This window comes from Parerythrobacter lutipelagi (assembly GCF_005434975.1).
GTDB classification, from domain to species: Bacteria; Pseudomonadota; Alphaproteobacteria; order Sphingomonadales; family Sphingomonadaceae; genus Parerythrobacter_A; species Parerythrobacter_A lutipelagi.
Map to the genome: position 1 here is coordinate 361,043 of NZ_SKCJ01000001.1, position 17,354 is coordinate 378,396.

A 17,354-nucleotide genomic window follows, 5' to 3' on the forward strand; every position below is an offset into this window, starting at 1 on the left:
TCAGTCTGACACAATTGGGAATCAGCGGGCATAGGGGATAATCGCTTATCCACAGTGGTTAATGCTGCGCTTCCCACCTCAAAAATACTCTTTCATCGCACGGAAGAGTCTGGATAGCAGCGCCACCCCGCCAAGTTTGATCGTTGTCTGATAGCTTGGATCAATGGTGCGGATATCGACTGGATCGTCTGACGCGTAAAGGCACAGGCCCGCCAATGTGGCAAAACCCGGCGTGGCATGAGCTTCCGGCAGTCCGCGCAATGATGGAGGCTTGCCGATCCTGACGGGGCGGCCAAGTGCACTTTGCGTGAATTCCGCGACTCCGGCCAGTTCCGCCCCGCCACCGGTCAGCACGACCTGGCTGCCGCGCGAACCGGAAAAGCCCATTTCCTTTAACGCTTTCGCTATTTCGTCGGTTACTTTGCCGAGCTGTCCGGTCACCACGGAAACCAGTTCGGCGCGAGGGATCCTGTTCTTGTCATCCGCGCCGCGTGCTGTCGGCCCGCTGTCGCCCGTGTCACCCGGACCATTGACCGGGATCATCTCACGGTGGTCCGTCGGGCTCGCGATGGCTGATCCGGCCACACATTTCAGGCGCTCTGCCTGGAACCGCCGGATCCCGAAAGCGGACGCTACAGCGTCGGTAACGTCTGCCGATCCAATCGGGATCGCTTTGAGGCCGAGCAACATGCCGCCTGCGAAGACCGAGACATTTGTGACATCACCGCCGATTTCGATCAGCGCCGTACCGAGCTCTCGCTCTTCGGGCGTGAGGCAGGCGTGTCCGGCCGCAATCGGCGCAGCAACCACACTTTCGACTTCGAGATGTGCGTTCTGGACCGCTTCGATCAGATTGCGCACGGGGGCGCCGTCCGCCAGCATGACGTGTACATCGACGCCAAGACGCTCTGCATGAAGCCCTGTCGGGTTTGCGACGCCATGCGCGCCATCGAGTGTATAATGCGCCGGCTGGGCGTGGAGGACCATTCGTCCATCCGGCTGAATATTGTCGCGCGCGATGAGCAAGAGTTGCTCGACATCTTCCTGTTCGATCCGACGCCCGCCGATATCGATTTCGACCTTGGCGATCTGGCTCGAAAGCCCCGCCCCGGCGCAGCCGATCCAGACGCTGGAAACGCTGGTCCCTGCATTCTTCTCTGCCCGTTCGACCGCATCACGAATGGCATAGGTCGCAGCGGCCATATCGGTGACATAACCGCGCTTGATGCCCTGGCTGGCGCGGTGGCCGGATCCGAGCACGATCATCTCGCCCGTTTCGGATACGCCCATGATCATTGCCGAAATTCGGAACGAGCCGATATTCACGGCCCCGAACACTCGGCTGATACGCGGCAGCGCCATCAGTTGCCCTCCATCTCTAAGACCTGTTCCGCCCGGCCCGGAACTCGCAGGTGCACGCGGCCCGGAACGCGCATGTCGATATGCGCGACCTTGCCGCCAAGGAGCCGGTTGCGCCCATCGAGCGTGGCGAATGAGACCAGCGCTGCAGCAGACTCGTCGTCCCCCTGCGGCAAAGCCAGGACCTGGTCCGTGCTGAAAGTCAGATTCCACCGGCGGTTGCCGATCCACTCGGCTTCCGTCACCTGAGGTTTGAGCGCCGGTGCGGCATCCAGCAGCTTGGTCAGTTCAGCCACCTGCTTGCCCGCGCCCGGCCCGGCAATGACCAGCATGCCCTTGGCATTTCCTCGGCTTATCGGTTCAAGCTCGACACCCTCAGGGTCGATCAGCACGAGGCGATCGGCCTTGCGCAGAGCCGCGTGAGCTTTCCGCTCGACGATATCGACCACGATCATATCCGGCAGCTGGCGAGACACGCGGGCATCCTTGACCCAGCTCAGCTCGAGCAGACGTCCGCGTATGGTTTCCAGATCGACCGATGTCATCGGCGTATTGTGCTCACTCAGCACGCGCTCATAAATCTTGAGTTCGTTCATCCGGTCGACCCCGGTCACCTGGACCCGGCGGACTTCAAAACCCGCATCGGACGCAAGACCGGCGATCTGCTGGTTCGCCATAGCGGGAACCCCGGCAAGGCTGGCAACGAACCATGCCAGCACCGCTGCACCGCCAAGGATCATCGCCAGAAAAATGCGCTGAAGCTGCTCTTGCGTAAATGGCAAGATCGCCATGGCGGAGTCGAGCATGGAGCCCGTCGTCGCCTTTGCTCTGCGCGCAGTGGTGGCCCGGCTGCGCGCAGCCGCCGAGCGGCGTACGCCCTTTGCCTTGCGCTTAACGGTCGCCATCGCTTCCCCCCTTGCTGTCAAATGTCCGCAGTGCCTCAGCCACGATGGCCTCTACCAGATCGGCATATTCCATGCCGCAATGCCTCGCCTGTTCAGGCACAAGGCTGAGCGGCGTCATGCCCGGCTGGGTGTTGGTTTCAAGGACGAACAGGCCGTCCTCGCCATGCTCGTCGTCCCAGCGGAAATCGGTCCGGCTAGTACCCTTGCAGCCAAGCGCCTTGTGCGCCCGCACCGCGAGATCGAGGCACAGCGCGGTGATGTTCTCCGGCAGTTCAGCCGGGCAGACATGGTCGGTCATACCATCGGTGTATTTCGCGTCGAAATCGTAGAAGCCGGACTTGGGTACCAGTTCCGTCACCGTCAACGCACGCGGACCGTCCGGCCCGTCGATCACCGCTGTGGTGAGTTCGCGCCCTCGGATATAGGGTTCAGCCAGCAACTCACTGAATTCTTGCCATGGCCCCTTGGCATCTCGCGCGATCGGGTTGCCGTAATTGCCATCCTCGGTGACGATCGCCACGCCCACCGAAGAGCCCTCGTTGACGGGCTTGAGCACGTAAGGGCGCGGGAGCGGATCCTTCTCGTACAGCTCTTCGCTCTTCACGATCCGTCCGCCGGGCATCGGGATGCCCTTGGGCACCAGAGCCTGCTTGGTCAGTTCCTTGTCAATCGCGATAACCGAAGTTGCGAGGCCTGAGTGGGTATAGGGTACTCCCATCAGGTCGAGCATGCCTTGCACTGTCCCGTCCTCGCCCGGAACGCCATGGAGCGCGTTGAACACGACGTCCGGTGCCGCCTCGGCGATCTTTGCAGCGACAGTGCGGTCCATGTCGATCCGCGTGACCTTGTGCCCCCGGCTTTCGAGCGCATCGGCCACGCCCTTGCCGCTCATCAGGGAAACCGGGCGCTCGTTCGCCCAGCCGCCCATCAGGACTGCTATATGGAGCTTGCTGTCGAGCCTCATGGCCGCCCTACCCGCTGGATTTCCCAGTGCAATTCGACGCCCGAATTCTCATACACGCGGTGCTTCACTTCTTCACCCAAGCCCTCGATATCGGCGCTGGTCGCAGTGCCGGTGTTGATCAGGAAATTGGCGTGCTTCTCGCTCACTTGCGCGCCGCCCAAGGTCAGGCCGCGGCAGCCCGCCGCATCGACCAGCTGCCACGCCTTGTGGCCATCCGGGTTCTTGAAGGTCGATCCGCCGGTCTTGGTGCGGAGCGGCTGCGATTCCTCGCGCGCCTGCGCAATCCGGTCCATTTCCGCGCCGATCTCTTCGGGGTCGCCCGGTTCGCCCTGGAAGCGAGCGGCAACCACGACCGCACCCGCTGGCAATGCTGAATGGCGGTAGGTGTATTGCAGATCTTCCGCCGGCAAGGTCATGAAATCACCATTGGGCATCAGAACGTCGCAATCGATCAGGATATCGCACACTTCGCGTCCATAGGCGCCGCCATTCATGCGCACGAATCCGCCAACGGTGCCAGGAATGCCGCGGAGGAATTCGAGCCCGGCCACTCCCGCGTCGCGCGCTACCGAGGAGACGAGAATACCGTGCGCTGCGCCGCCACAGGCTACGATGCAGTTCTCGCCAGCTTCGACCTGGGCGAACGGCTTGCCCAGCTTGATGACCACTCCGGGAACGCCGCCGTCGCGAATGATCATGTTCGACCCGAGGCCAAGCGCCATAACCGGCAATTCGCCGTTCAGTCGTTGCAGAAAAACCCTCAAATCATCGAGATCGGCAGGTTCGTAAAGCCAGTCGGCATTGCCGCCCGTTTTGAACCATACAAGCTTGGCGAGCGGCGCGTCCGCTGTCAGCTTGCCGCGCAAGCCGTCGGTCGAAACCGGCGCATTGACCGCGCCTTCAACTTCGACTTCAGCATCGGGCGCGCCGCCGCGGTCGTGCATCGCCCAGTCGTCTGGCTGGTGCATCGTCATGCCGCCCGCGCCTTTTCGATATCCTGCGCCAGCTTAGCCGCCCACTTGGTGATGTCGCCCGCGCCGAGGCAAACAATCAGATCGCCGTCCTCGATTTCACCGGCGAGCTGCGCGGCCAGTTCTTCGCGGTCTGCCACAGTTGCTGCCGATCGGTGTCCGCGTGATTTGAGTCCCTCGACCAGTGCTTCGGAACTGACCCCCTCGATCGGGTCTTCGCCTGCAGTGTAGACCGGCGTGACATAGACGTGATCCGCATCGTTGAAGCAGTTCTGGAAATCATCCATCAGGTCACCCAGCCGCGAGTAGCGGTGCGGCTGCATCACGGCGATAACCTTGCCCTTGTCATTGGCCGCAACGCTTTCCTGCGCTGCCGACAGCACGGCGTTGATCTCCACCGGATGGTGCGCATAGTCGTCAATGATTGTCGCTCCGGCGACCTGCCCAACCTTGGTAAAGCGGCGCCGGACTCCGCTGAAATTGTCGAAACCGCTGCAAATCACTTCGTCGGAGCAGCCCATCTCGATCGCAACCGCGATGGCGGCCAATGCGTTCTGGACATTGTGTCTGCCCGGCATCGGCAGCTTCACGCCTTCGATCCGGCGATCTTCCTCGCCGCGCTGGCGCACGACAACATCGAACCGGCTGCCGCCATCGATGGGCCGGACATTGACCCCGCAAATATCCGCCTGGAGCGAAAAGCCATAGGTAACGACGCGCCGGTCACGGACCTTGCCGATCACCGCCTGCACTTCAGGATGATCGATGCACAGGATCGCCGCGCCGTAGAACGGGACATTGTGAATGAACTCGACGAACGCGTTTTTCACGCCGTCGAAATCGCCGTAGTGGTCAAGATGCTCCGGATCGATATTGGTTACGACTGCAATCGTGCCGTCAAGCCGCAGGAAACTGCCATCGCTCTCGTCGGCTTCAACGACCATCCAGTCACTGTCGCCCATTCGGGCGTTCGAGCCATATTGCTCGATGATACCGCCGTTGATCACAGTCGGGTCGATATGGCCCGCGTCGAGCAGCGCTGCGACCATGCTGGTGGTCGTCGTTTTGCCATGCGTCCCGGCGACCGCAACGGTGCTTTTCAGCCGCATCAGTTCAGCCAGCATTTCTGCCCGCCGCACCACTGGCACACGGCTTTCCAGCGCATGGGCCACTTCGGGATTGGTCCGGCGCACGGCGGAGGACGTGACGACCACCGCCGCGCCTTCGACGTTCTCTTTCTCGTGCCCGATTTTGACCGCGATGCCTTGCGCCCGAAGTCGTTCCACTGTCGGGCTCTCGCTCAGATCGCTCCCTTGCACGGTGTAGCCGAGATTATGCATCACTTCCGCAATGCCGGACATGCCGATTCCGCCGATCCCGACGAAGTGGATCACGCCGATGTCTGTGCCGACGCCTTTCATGCGCGAGCCTTGGTCGGAGCGCCGACATGGTCCCGATCACGGATCGGTTCTGTCGTCCTTATGACATCCATCAGCTCGTCCCCGCCGAAGGTTTCAACGAGGTCGGCCAAGTCCTTCACCGCGTCAGGACGGCCGCAATTCCACGCAGCGTGAGCAGCGGTCGCAAGCGATTGCGGATTTTGTGCCAGCGCCTGAATCTGCTTGGCGAGTTCCTTGCCGGTGAACTTTTCCTGCCTGATCATCCGCGCGCCGCCCTTTTTCCCGACTTCCCGCGCATTCGCCGCCTGGTGATCATCGGTTGCAATGGGCAAGGGGATGAGGATCGCCGGACGGCCGACCGCCGTCAGCTCTGCAATTGTCGATGCGCCCGCACGGCCGATAAACAGATGCGCGTCAGCGAGCCGCGCAGCCATATCTTCAAAATAGGTGCCGAGTTCTGCCGGAATATCATGATTGCGATAGCGTTCGCGGACCTTGTCGAGGTCTTCCGCACGGCATTGCTGGGTCACTTGCAAGCGCGAGCGCAAAGCCGGTTGAAGCATGGCCAGCCCGTCCGGGACGATATCCGACAGCACACTCGCCCCCTGGCTGCCGCCAGTAATAAGCACTCGCAGCAAGCCATCTTCTGTAAAGGCCGGGAACGGCTCTTCACGCAATTGCAGCACTTCGCCGCGAACCGGATTGCCAACCAGGTGGACCTTCCCGGAATGCTTGGGTTTCAGCCGTGCGATTTCCGGATAAGCTGTAGCAATCGCCTGCACCTTGCCGGCAAGCAACCGGTTGACTCTGCCGAGGACCGCGTTCTGTTCATGCACTACGCTCGGAATGCCTTCCGATGTTGCGGCGAGCAGTGCAGGCAGCGACGGGTAGCCGCCGAAGCCGATCACTGCGCTCGGTTCAAAATTCTCGAACAGACGTTTGGCCATCGCACGCCCTCGAAGAATCGCACGCGCACCTTTAAACCAGCTGAGCGGGTTCTTTCCCAGGCGACCAGCCGGAAGAATATGGGTCGGCAGAAACTCGGGCTTGCCGGGAATCTCCGCTCCGCGCTCGTCGGTGATGAGCGCAACGTGATGTCCGCGCCGTTCGAGTTCGGTCGCCAGCGCAAAGGCCGGAATCAAATGACCCCCGGTCCCCCCGGCGGCCAGAACATAATGGCGGTTCGCGCCGCTCATGCGCGGTTCCTTTCGTCTAAAGACAGCTTGTCTTGCAGCATGGCGCGCAAGCCCGGTGTCTCGCGCGTCAGGAACGGATTGCGCCGCGTGATTGCCAGCAACAGACCGACCGCAAGACATACTGCAATGGTCGAAGAGCCGCCATAGGAAACAAGCGGCAAGGTCATGCCCTTGGACGGGAACAGCTGCAAGTTGACGAGGATATTGATGAAGGCCTGCCCCACGATCTGAGTGGCAAGTCCCGCCGCAGCGAGCAACACGAACAGGTTTTCCTCATTCGCGAGCCGTACGAGAACCCGCACTACAATGGCGAGGTAGATCAGCACGATCAGTGCGCACACCAACAGGCCGAATTCCTCACCAATGACGGAGAAGATATAGTCGGTATGCGCTTCAGGCAGGTTCATCTTGCGCACACCCAGCCATAGCCCGCTGCCCGTCCATCCACCTGCGAGTAATGTCCGCTCGGCAAGGTCGACCTGATCGAATGCGGTGCCGCCGCCGATGAAGGAATCGATCCGGTTGCGTGCCGTGTCATACAGGAAATAGGCCGCCGTCAGCGCGGCAACGCCGGCAGCGATCAAAAGTCCGATACGTTGAATTGAGACTCCGGCCAGAAGGACGAGCACGAACCACACGCCGCCGAACAGAATCGTCGCACCCAGATTGGGCTGCATCATCAGCAGCAAACCCACCAGCGCCATGATCCCGCTGACTATGGCAATCACCGGCAAATTCGGATCGCGCAAGCGCCATGAAAGGATCCACGCCAGTGCGACAGCGAAGCCGGGCTTGAGAAACTCGGACGGCTGAAAACCAACACCCAGATTGATCCAGCGCCGTGCGCCATTCACTTCATAACCGATCAACGGGACAAGAAAGAGCATGCACAGCATGCCCGCAGCCAGCAAAACACCGAGCCGCCGTGCGTTGTCCTTGCTCAGCATCGATGCCCAGAACAGCGCGACAAGACCGACCAGTTGCCAGCGCAGGTGCGCCCAGTAGAAGTAAAGATCCGGAAGCCTGATCTCGGCGGTGGAAAGCCGGTCGGCGCTGGCAGGCGACGCGGCTGCGACGGCGGCAGTGCCGATGGCCATCAGCGCCAGGATCAGGAACAGCAGAACCCGGTCGATCTCGCGCCACCAGATCTTCAGCTCTGCAAGGCGCGAACCGCGAAACCGGTCCGCCGAGGCCGGCCTTTCGCCGGGACGCGGAATATAGGGCTGGCTGGTGCTCATGCCGCGGACTTGCCTTTCAACCGCGATGATGTTGAAGCGGTCTCACCCGTCAGCGCCGCGACAATCTGGCGGAAGTGCTCACCGCGCTTTTCGTAATCCTTGAATTGGTCGAAGCTGGCACAGGCTGGCGAGAGCAGCACTATGTCACCGGGCTTGGCTGCCGCTTGTGCGAGCTTGGTTGCTTCGCATAGCAGTTCGGCCTGCGTGACCGGCACCTTTCCGTCGAGCAGTTCGGCAAAGCGCGGTCCAGCCTCGCCGATAGTATAGGCGGCGGCTACATTGCCGAGGTGGTCGGCGCATTTGCCCAAACCGTCTTCTTTCGGCAGGCCACCAACGATCCAATGGATCCGCTGTGTCCCTCCATGGATGGACGGATCGGCTGCGTAGGCCGAGAGCGCAGGGGCAGTGCTGTCGGTGTTGGTCGCTTTGCTATCGTTGATGAATGTCACGCCATTGTGCCTGGCTACGAATTCCATCCGGTGGGGCAGACCGGCAAAGCTGCGCATCGCTGGCTCCCACGTTGCGCGCGATACGCCTAATTCCTCGACCAAGGCGATGGCTGCGCCGGCATTTTCGAGATTGTGCGGGCCTTGTAGCGCAGGCCAGTCTAACTGAAGTTCAGCATAGCGAGCGGATTCAATCTGCGCTGTCCGGTCCCTCGGTCGACGTGTCGCTTCGGCTTGCGCAAAACCGCGAGTTAGCTGGTCACCAACGCCAAAGACCGCGAATTGCGAGACATTCTGCATCGCAAAAAGTCTACCCTTGGCGAAGGCGTATGCTTCAAAGCCATCATAGCGATCCAGATGATCGGGCGTGATGTTTAATAGCGCTGCAGCGTCGCACGCGAGGGAGCGTGTCAGGTCGATCTGATAGCTGGAGAGTTCCAGCACATAGACCCCGCCTTCAGGAAGCGGGTCCTGCTCCATGATCGGGATGCCGATATTGCCGCCCATCAGCGTCGGCACGCCCGTTTCCTTCAGGATATGATGGACCAGCGCGGTCGTCGTACTTTTGCCGTTGGTGCCGGTTATGCCGACGACCTTGTGCGGCGGCAGGTTGGGCCGCGCGAGCGCGAACAGCTCGATATCGCCGATCACCGGAACGCCGTATTTCGCCGCATGGCCTGCAATCGGGTGCGCGTTTAGCGGCACGCCGGGCGACACAACGACGCCGTCGAAACCGGTCAGGTCAAGGTCGAGCGGATCGGCAATTCTCGCTCTGCCTTCCAGCTTCTCGCGGGCGACGTCCTGTCGGTCCCACGCGACGACTTCGGCCCCGCTTGCCAGCAGCGCCTCGGCCGCAGCCAGCCCCGACCTTGCGAGACCGAGGATGGCAAAACGCTTGCCAGCAAAGACAGGTGATGTGATCATCGCAGCTTCAACGTCGAAAGACCGATCAGAGCAAGCACGATCGAGATGATCCAGAAGCGGATAACGACGGTCGCTTCCGCCCAGCCCTTCTGCTCGAAATGGTGATGGATCGGCGCCATGCGGAAGATGCGCTTGCCCGTCCGTTTGAACCAGAACACCTGGATTATGACGGAAGCAGTTTCTGCAACGAACAGACCGCCGACGATCAGCAAGACAATTTCATGATGGCTCGCCACGGCAATGGCGCCGAGCGCGCCGCCGAGTGCCAGGCTGCCTGTATCGCCCATAAACACTGCAGCTGGCGGCGCATTGAACCACAAGAAGGCAAGCCCGCCTCCCATGATCGCTGCACAGAATATCGCCAGTTCGCCCGCGCCGGGCACGTGGGGAATGCCGAGATAGGCCGAATAGTCGACTCGTCCGACGAGGTAGGCGATGAGAGCGAAAGTGCCTGCCGCAATCACAACCGGCATTGTCGCCAGACCATCAAGCCCGTCAGTCAGGTTCACCGCGTTGCCGAAACCGACAATCACGAAGGCCGCGAAAACATAATAGAACGGCCCGAGCGGGATCGATACGTCCGACACGAACGGCACATATAGATTGGTGTTGATCTGTCCGACGATGATATAGCTCGCGACACCGGCGACAGCGAATTCCAGCAGCAAGCGGACTTTCGCCGAAACGCCCTTATGGCTCCGCTTTGTGACCTTGTCGTAGTCATCGAGAAAGCCGATAATTCCGAAACCGACCGTCACGGCCAGACAGGCCCAGACAAACGGGTTGCGCGGGTCCATCCACAGCAGCATCGATGATGTGAGCGCAATCAAGATCATCAGGCCGCCCATCGTCGGCGTGCCGACTTTGGCGAGATGGGTTTGCGGACCGTCAGTGCGGATCGGCTGCCCCTTGCCCTGCCGCACGCGAAGCATGTTGATGAAGCGCGGGCCGATGATCAGGCCAATGACCAGGGCGGTCATCAGCGTCGCGCCCGAGCGGAAAGTCTGGTAGCGAACGAGGTTGAACAACCCCTCGAAGTTCAGCCACTCGGCGATCAGATACAGCATTCAATCTTCCCGGCCAGTTTCCCGGCTCGTAAAGTGTGCAACCAGCCTGCCCAGTCCGATTGAATTGGACCCTTTGACCAGCACTGCGTCACCCGCAGTCAAACCATAGCCATCGAGCGCCGCAATCGCCTCGGCAGGATCATCGCAATGCGCGAAGCTGAGTCCCCCTGCAAGCGCCCCTGCGCCGCCTTTCCCCAAGTGCCGTGCAAGCGCGCGCATCTCCTCGCCGACGAGGATGACGTAATCGACCTTCGCCTCCGCCAGCGGCTCGGCCAACTGGGCATGAAATTTCGGCGCAAAATCACCGAGCTCCTTCATGCTGCCAAGCACGGCGACACGCCGCGTCGCGGGTGTCTGCCCGAGCTGGCGCAGAGTTGCGCGCATGGAGGCAGGATTGGCGTTGTAACTCTCGTCGATCAACAGGGCCTTGCCGCCCGGTGCTGCAATCTGGTGACGAGCGCCGCGACCCTTCAGTCCGCCCATTTCAGCCAGCGCAAGACCGGCTGCGCCCAGATCGCCGCCCGCAGCACGAACTGCAGCCATCACCGCAAGCGAGTTGGCAATCCAATGTTCGCCGGGTTCTGCCACTGTGAAGCAGACGCGCGTGTCGCCCATGTCTGCAGTGACCAGCGAGCCGCCATTGGCCGAAGGGATCGTATCGAGCAACCGCACATCGGCGCTGGCTGACCGCCCGAATGAAACCACCTTTGCCCCGAGCGCTTCGGCTCGTTCGCGCAGCTGAGAAAAGTAATCGCTGTCTGCTGGAAGCACGGCCACACCGCCCGTTTCCAGACCTTCGAAAATCTCCGCCTTGGCGTCGGCAATCGCCTCCATGCTGCCAAGGTTCTCGATATGCGCGGGTGCGATGGTCGTAATGACGGCGACATGCGGTTTGACCTGCGTTGTCAGGCCGGAAATCTCGCCGGCGTGGTTCATTCCCATCTCAAAGATGCCGTAACGGCTGCGTGCAGGCATCCGGGTGAGGCTGAGCGGGACACCGACATGGTTGTTGTAACTGCGCACACTGCGGTGGGTTGCACCGAAACTGCAACGGTCGAGCGCGGCAAATATCGCTTCCTTGACGCCTGTCTTGCCGACCGATCCCGTCACCCCGATGCGGACAGCCTTGCTGCGAACCCGTGCAGCAGCGGCGAGCGCATGAAGAGCCGCGGTCGTGTCTTCGACCAGAATATGCGGATAGGGGACTGCGCGGTCGACCACAGCAGCGGCGGCACCGTTTTCGAAAGCCTTGTCGATGAATCGATGGCCGTCCATCGCATCGCCCTGGAGCGCAAAAAACAAATCGCCGTTGCGCACGTCGCGGCTGTCGATTTCGACCCCAGCGCATTGAAATGCGGCGCTCGCCTGTCCGCCAACCGCTTTGGCAATCTCGTCTGACGTCCACAGCACGAGCGGCAACGCGTCGCGCTGGCTAACCGGCCACGAACGAAGGGCCGGATGTTGCAACTGTGCCGCGCTCATTTGCCTTCTCCCATCGCACTGGCTTGCGCGACGGATTCGCGCGCCACTTCGACGTCGTTGAATGGCAAGACCCGCATATGTTCCCCCGAACCGATTATCTGGCCTTCTTCGTGGCCCTTCCCGGCGATGAGAACGATATCGTCCCCGTCCGCCTGTGCGATTGCATAAGCGATGGCCTCGCGCCGATCGCCGATCTCTGTGGCATTGCTGCCGGCACCCGACAGGATCGCGCGGCGGATTTCCTGTGGGTCTTCTCCGCGCGGATTATCGTCGGTGACGATTACAGCATCAGCGTTTCTGGATGCGGCTTCACCCATGTGCGGGCGCTTGCCATGGTCGCGGTCGCCGCCAGCGCCGAACACACACAGCAGCTTGCCTTTCACATGCGGGCGCAGCGCCATGATGGCCGCTTCCAGCGCGTCTGCCGTGTGCGCGTAATCGATGTAGACCGGCGCACCTGATGGCGTGATGACCGCACGCTCCAGCCGCCCACGGACCGGTTGCAAGCGCGACACCGCATCGAATGTCTGCCCGGGATCGCCCCCTGTCGCAATGACAAGCCCCGCTGCCACCAGCGCGTTGGCCGACTGATAAGCACCGATCAGCGGGAGCGTGATGGTTTGCTGCCGCCCATCGTGTTCAATTGTCAGTTCCTGCCCCAGCCGGGTGGCGGTATGGGCGAGCAGGCGGATATCATTACGATCTCCGGCTGCCTGCTCGCCCACTTTGAGCACACGCAATTGTCGCTTGCGCGCGTGCTCTATGGCCCGGTCGGCCCACTCGCCAGCGCCGGTCCAGACCACTGCCGTGGCGTTATCCGCAACCACTTCGTCAAACAGGCGCATCTTGGCCGCGAAGTAGTCTTCCATGTCCTTGTGATAATCGAGATGGTCGCGGCTGAAATTGGTGAAGCCCGCCGCCGCGACCCGCAGGCCCTCGTTGCGGTACTGGCTCAAACCATGGCTGGAGGCCTCATAGGCGACATGCGTCACACCTTCGCGCGCCAGCCCGCTCACGTTGGAAAGGAACGTCACTATGTCGGGGGTCGTGAGCCCGGTCGAGATGCTCTCTTCCGGTGTCGTTACCCCCAATGTGCCGATGCTCGCCGCCCGATGGCCGGCAATTCGCCAAAGCTGGCGGGTCATTTCGACAGTCGAGGTTTTCCCGTTCGTTCCGGTGACCGCCACAACGGTCTCCGGCACCGGGGTGAAGAAGCGAGCGGCGATCCCGGCAAAAAGCTTGCGCGGCTCGGCGCTGGCGATGTGAATTGCCCCATCGACCACAGCCTCAGGCCGGGCAACCACCGCCACTGCCCCGGCTTGAATTGCCGCCGGAATGAAATCCTCACCGTTGACCCTGGTACCCTGGAATGCGCCGAACACAGTCCCGGGCGCGACTTTGCGGTTGTCGATGGCAAAGCCGGTCACTTGCGCGTCGACACCTTCCGGCAAGGCGACGCCAGCACCGGCTGCAAGATTGGAGAGGCGCATCAATGCTTCTCCGGCACGAGAGGACGCAGATCGCTGATATCAACGTCGCGCGTGTCGTCGGGCATCACGCCGAGCAAGGGGCCGATGCGGGGCACCAGCTTGCCGACGATCGGGGCGGCGTTCCATGCTGCCGTGCGCTGGAAAGAGCTGGCTGTGGTGCCCTCTGGCTCGTCGAGCATGGCGACGATGACGAAGCGCGGACGATCCATCGGGAATGCTGCCGCAAAGGTCGAAACCAGGGACGTACGGCGATAACCACCATTGCCTGGCTTTTCAGCCGAACCTGTTTTGCCGCCAACCCGGAAACCCGGCGCATCGGCGTTTCGGCCCGTGCCGTAGAGCGCGATCATCCGCAGCAATTGCCGCATACGGCTGGATGTTGAAGCCTTGAAGACACGGCGACCTTTGGGCACTTCATGCGCTTCGAGTTTGTGCATCGTTGCCGGACGCCAGACGCCGCCATTGACCATGGTGGCATAGGCGCTTGCCAGATGGAGCGGTGTTACTGCGATCCCGTGCCCGTAACCGACAGTCATATTGCGCAGCCGCGGCCAATCATCACCCGGCCAGATCGGGTGGCCTCGTGCAGGCAATTCGATCTGCGGGCGCTCATTCATCCCCAAATCCATCATCGCACGGCGCAGCTTCGCAGGGCCCAGTTCATCGGCAATTCGCGCAGTTGTGGTATTCGACGAATGGATCAGCGTCTCCGGCACGTTGAGGCTGGCCCCCATTGCGTGGCTATCCTTGATCGTGAAGCGACCGACTTTCACCGGGCTGGCGTCGTATCTCTTGCCGAAATCACGGATCGTGCCAGCGTCGATCGCAGCGGCGACGGTCAGCGGCTTGAAGGTCGAACCCAGTTCGTAAACCTGATTGGTGACGCGGTTGAACATATTGCCCGCACCCTCGGCATCGATCTTGTTGGGGTCGAACTCAGGCAGCGATGCAAGTGCCAGTACTTCACCGGTATCTGCGTCAAGGACGATGCCCGCTGCACCTTTGGCATTGGTCGCCAGCATGCCGCGTCCGAGCTCGTCCTCGAGCGCGCCCTGCACACGCATGTCGATCGACAAAGCCACCGGCTTGCTGCGCATGGCGGGATCGCTCAGTCGCGCGTTGAGCACCTGCTCCATCCCGACCCGTCCATTGCCCTCGGCATCGACGAACCCAAGAATATGCGCGGCCATCGAACCTTGCGGGTAATGCCGGTCGGTTTCACGTGGCAGCTCGAGCGAGAGTTCGCCGATATTCTGCACCAGATTCGCGTCTTCCGGGAGCACGCGGCGGCGGAGATAGCCGGGCTTGCCTGATGCCAGCTTGCCCGCCAGATTATCGATATCGACATCAGGGAAGATCGCCTTGAGCTCGGCAGCAACTTCTTGCGGCGTTTTGACCAACGGATCGGACGCATCGCCCATCGCTGTAGGATTGTACCACAAGGCATAGGCCGGAAATGCCCGGGCCAGAGGAACTCCGTGGCGGTCCGTCAACTCACCGCGTGACGGCAATAACGCCTCTTCCAGTGACGTCGTGTTCACAACGCGGTCGCTAACCCCGAAATAGCTGATCCGCATGATTGCAGCAGCGGCGACAGCGGCGAAGATGACTGCCACCCACAACACTCTCATCCGTGCGGTATCGAGCGAGGTCTGGCGCACTGTGACGAGATGCACACGGCCACTGGAGATCGCCGTGCTAATCGTCAGCGCGTTCACTGTGCAGCCTCCACCGACGGGCTGCGGATCGGGCTTTCCATCGCCAGCCGTTCGGCAAGCGTAGCGGATGCCGACATCTGGTTGGCGTCGCCGGACGTGCTTTCCGGCTCATCCCCGTCCTCACCGGATCCTTCGGCCGGCTTGCCGGTCAGGGGCGATACCATGGCAAGGATCCCCCCTGTTTCAGCCTCGACCCGCGCCTTGGCGACACGGATGGGTTCAGGCGCCCCTGCCCCGCGCGGAACACCGAGCGAGGCAAGTTGACGTTCGTTCTCCAGATATTGATCTGCAGACGGAGCAAGATAACCGAACTCAACCCGGTTCCAGTCGGCCAGCTGCTGCTGGTTGGCGCGGGTCTGAAATTCGGTTTCAAGCAGCAGCTTCTCGCGTTCGAGCGCGATGATCTGGCGTTCCGCCAGGCGCACTTCGCTTTTGACTGCATTGACCCGGAATGTGAGCGCAACAAAGGCCGTCAGGCAGACTGTCAGCACAACAGCCCAGCCAATCTGGCGCAGGCGCGATCCGTTTCTCATCATGCCGCCTCCCTTGCCGGTGCAGAGGTACGAACCGCATGCCGCAGGGTCGAAGAACGGGCGCGCGGGTTCCGGTCAATCTCTGCATCGCTCGGGCGGATCGCCTTGGATACCTTGGTGTAGATTGGCTCGGCCTTGTCGACCTGCGGGAGATGGCGCGATCCACCGCCGGTGGCCGAGGCCTCTCGCAAGTACCGTTTTACGATCCGATCTTCGAGGCTGTGAAAACTAACCACTGCCAGCCGCCCGCCTTCGCGCAGCAGTTGCTCGGCTGCCGCAAGACCGTCCGCCAATTCGTCAAGCTCGGCATTCACATGGATGCGCACCGCCTGGAAGCTGCGCGTCGCCGGATCTTTCTTGTCATGCGGCTTGTAACCAAGCGCCTTGCGCACGACCCGGGCAAGATCGCCCGTTGTCGCCAGCGGACGAGCAGCCACGATCGCGCGCGCGACCCGGCGCGACTGGCGCTCTTCGCCATATTGGTAGAGCACGTTGGCAATCGTCGACTCTTCAGCGGAATTGAGGAAGTCGGCCGCGCTTTCGCCGTCCTGGCTCATCCGCATGTCGAGTGGGCCGTCGGTGGAAAAGGCAAAGCCGCGCCCGGCCTGGTCGAGCTGCATCGACGACACGCCGATATCCATTGTCACGCCATCGACCTGCGATACACCGGCCTCCGCCAGACTGGCGAGCATTTCCGAGAAACGACGCGGATGCAGCACGAGCCGCGGGGGCTGCTCGCTGGTTTCAGGCCATGTACGGCCCGCCGCGATCGCATCGGGATCGCGGTCGAACGCATGCACAATAGCGCCGGCATCAAGCAGGGCGCGGGTATAGCCCCCCGCTCCAAAAGTGGCATCGACGATCACATCGCCCGGCTGCGGATCGAGCGCAGCGATGACTTCATCGAGCAGAACAGGGGTGTGGGGCGCTTCGCTCATTTGCGCTTCGCCTCTTGTTCTTCGACCAGCGTCTCGCAAGCGATGCGGGCGCGCTCCATATCCGGCGCCATGGTGTAAAGTTGCGCGGGCGACCAGACAGTGAAGAAGCGGCCAGCACCGCGGAAGAACAGCCCCTCCTCGATCTTGCCTGCTTTCAGCAGCCAGGTCGGCATGGTGAAGCGGCCGCTATCATCGAACGGGATACGCTCGAACCCGAAGAGCTCGTCCGACTCCTTGTCGTAATCGAAATCCTGCCCGTTCTCGAGCGCCTTCTCGTGGCGCTTCTCCAGCAGGTCGAGCAGTTCTTCTTCGCGGTTGAGGCCAAAGCCCACGAGGCACGGCCAAACAGGGTGACGATCAAGGCACAGCGTGCGGGTGTTGCCGCTGGCTTCCTTTACGATCTTGCGGAAGGCAGGCGGCAGCGCAAAGCGGCTCTTGTCGCCGATTGGCGAGTAAGCCTGACCGCTGTAACTGACCCGCACCTCCGGCACCTTGCCTCAACCCCTCACCCAAACCTGACGGCAGGCACATCTTCCTCGCCTCCTCCCGCGCAGCAGCACGGGTGGCTAGTCTCGCCCCTGCGAGACTCGGCTGAAGACTACCTGTCCGATGGAAGCTGGTATTAACCCGCGAATTCACGCGATTAAAGGGAAAATTAAGGGAAATCTCGGGAAAAACTGCTAAAGCATTGTTTAATATCTATAAATTAGGTTAATGGCGCCA

General features: G+C 61.7%; 15 protein-coding genes. All 15 read right to left on the reverse strand.

The annotated features are described in order from the left end of the window. Nucleotides 1-78: 78 nt before the first annotated feature. Genes ftsA through E0502_RS01925 form a run of 15 tightly spaced genes read right to left on the reverse strand, consistent with a single transcriptional unit; the run spans nucleotide 79 to nucleotide 17,113 of the window. Nucleotides 79-1,362 (reverse strand): cell division protein FtsA, encoded by a 1,284-nt coding sequence (gene ftsA, locus E0502_RS01855; RefSeq protein WP_137676277.1) that lies wholly within the window; start codon nucleotides 1,360-1,362, stop codon nucleotides 79-81. After that, nucleotides 1,362-2,264: a cell division protein FtsQ/DivIB gene (locus tag E0502_RS01860; RefSeq protein WP_137676278.1), complete on the reverse strand. Its 903-nt coding sequence runs from the start codon at nucleotides 2,262-2,264 to the stop codon at nucleotides 1,362-1,364. The genes ftsA and E0502_RS01860 overlap by 1 nt, the downstream gene beginning before the upstream one ends. Continuing rightward, nucleotides 2,251-3,228 (reverse strand): D-alanine--D-alanine ligase, encoded by a 978-nt coding sequence (locus E0502_RS01865; RefSeq protein WP_137676279.1) that lies wholly within the window; start codon nucleotides 3,226-3,228, stop codon nucleotides 2,251-2,253. The genes E0502_RS01860 and E0502_RS01865 overlap by 14 nt, the downstream gene beginning before the upstream one ends. Next, nucleotides 3,225-4,202, reverse strand: a complete 978-nt coding sequence (gene murB, locus E0502_RS01870) for a UDP-N-acetylmuramate dehydrogenase (RefSeq protein ID WP_137676280.1) — start codon at nucleotides 4,200-4,202, stop codon at nucleotides 3,225-3,227. Before murB ends, E0502_RS01865 begins: the two co-directional genes overlap by 4 nt. Next, the gene (gene murC / locus E0502_RS01875) at nucleotides 4,199-5,620 is read right to left on the reverse strand and encodes a UDP-N-acetylmuramate--L-alanine ligase (protein WP_137676281.1); all 1,422 of its coding nucleotides are present in this window, start codon (nucleotides 5,618-5,620) and stop codon (nucleotides 4,199-4,201) included. Before murC ends, murB begins: the two co-directional genes overlap by 4 nt. Next, the gene (gene murG, locus E0502_RS01880; RefSeq protein WP_137676282.1) at nucleotides 5,617-6,795 is read right to left on the reverse strand and encodes an undecaprenyldiphospho-muramoylpentapeptide beta-N-acetylglucosaminyltransferase; all 1,179 of its coding nucleotides are present in this window, start codon (nucleotides 6,793-6,795) and stop codon (nucleotides 5,617-5,619) included. The genes murC and murG overlap by 4 nt, the downstream gene beginning before the upstream one ends. Further along, nucleotides 6,792-8,033, reverse strand: coding sequence for an FtsW/RodA/SpoVE family cell cycle protein (locus E0502_RS01885; protein WP_137676283.1), 1,242 nt, complete (start codon nucleotides 8,031-8,033; stop codon nucleotides 6,792-6,794). The genes murG and E0502_RS01885 overlap by 4 nt, the downstream gene beginning before the upstream one ends. After that, nucleotides 8,030-9,403, reverse strand: coding sequence for a UDP-N-acetylmuramoyl-L-alanine--D-glutamate ligase (gene murD / locus E0502_RS01890; protein WP_137676284.1), 1,374 nt, complete (start codon nucleotides 9,401-9,403; stop codon nucleotides 8,030-8,032). The genes E0502_RS01885 and murD overlap by 4 nt, the downstream gene beginning before the upstream one ends. Next, entirely contained in the window at nucleotides 9,400-10,470 is a 1,071-nt protein-coding gene (gene mraY / locus E0502_RS01895; protein ID WP_137676285.1) for a phospho-N-acetylmuramoyl-pentapeptide-transferase, read from the reverse strand. The genes murD and mraY overlap by 4 nt, the downstream gene beginning before the upstream one ends. Continuing rightward, a complete protein-coding gene (locus E0502_RS01900; protein WP_137676286.1) occupies nucleotides 10,471-11,952 on the reverse strand; it encodes a UDP-N-acetylmuramoyl-tripeptide--D-alanyl-D-alanine ligase in 1,482 nt (493 codons plus the stop codon). After that, entirely contained in the window at nucleotides 11,949-13,442 is a 1,494-nt protein-coding gene (locus E0502_RS01905) for a UDP-N-acetylmuramoyl-L-alanyl-D-glutamate--2,6-diaminopimelate ligase (RefSeq protein WP_137676287.1), read from the reverse strand. The genes E0502_RS01900 and E0502_RS01905 overlap by 4 nt, the downstream gene beginning before the upstream one ends. Then, entirely contained in the window at nucleotides 13,442-15,160 is a 1,719-nt protein-coding gene (locus tag E0502_RS01910; RefSeq protein ID WP_240048816.1) for a peptidoglycan D,D-transpeptidase FtsI family protein, read from the reverse strand. The genes E0502_RS01905 and E0502_RS01910 overlap by 1 nt, the downstream gene beginning before the upstream one ends. Beyond that, complete coding sequence (locus tag E0502_RS01915) at nucleotides 15,157-15,696, reverse strand: hypothetical protein (protein WP_338047303.1); 540 nt, start codon at nucleotides 15,694-15,696, stop codon at nucleotides 15,157-15,159. Before E0502_RS01915 ends, E0502_RS01910 begins: the two co-directional genes overlap by 4 nt. Continuing rightward, nucleotides 15,693-16,631 (reverse strand): 16S rRNA (cytosine(1402)-N(4))-methyltransferase RsmH, encoded by a 939-nt coding sequence (rsmH, locus tag E0502_RS01920; RefSeq protein ID WP_137676288.1) that lies wholly within the window; start codon nucleotides 16,629-16,631, stop codon nucleotides 15,693-15,695. Before rsmH ends, E0502_RS01915 begins: the two co-directional genes overlap by 4 nt. Beyond that, the gene (locus E0502_RS01925; protein ID WP_137676289.1) at nucleotides 16,628-17,113 is read right to left on the reverse strand and encodes a division/cell wall cluster transcriptional repressor MraZ; all 486 of its coding nucleotides are present in this window, start codon (nucleotides 17,111-17,113) and stop codon (nucleotides 16,628-16,630) included. Before E0502_RS01925 ends, rsmH begins: the two co-directional genes overlap by 4 nt. Nucleotides 17,114-17,354: the final 241 nt, after the last annotated feature.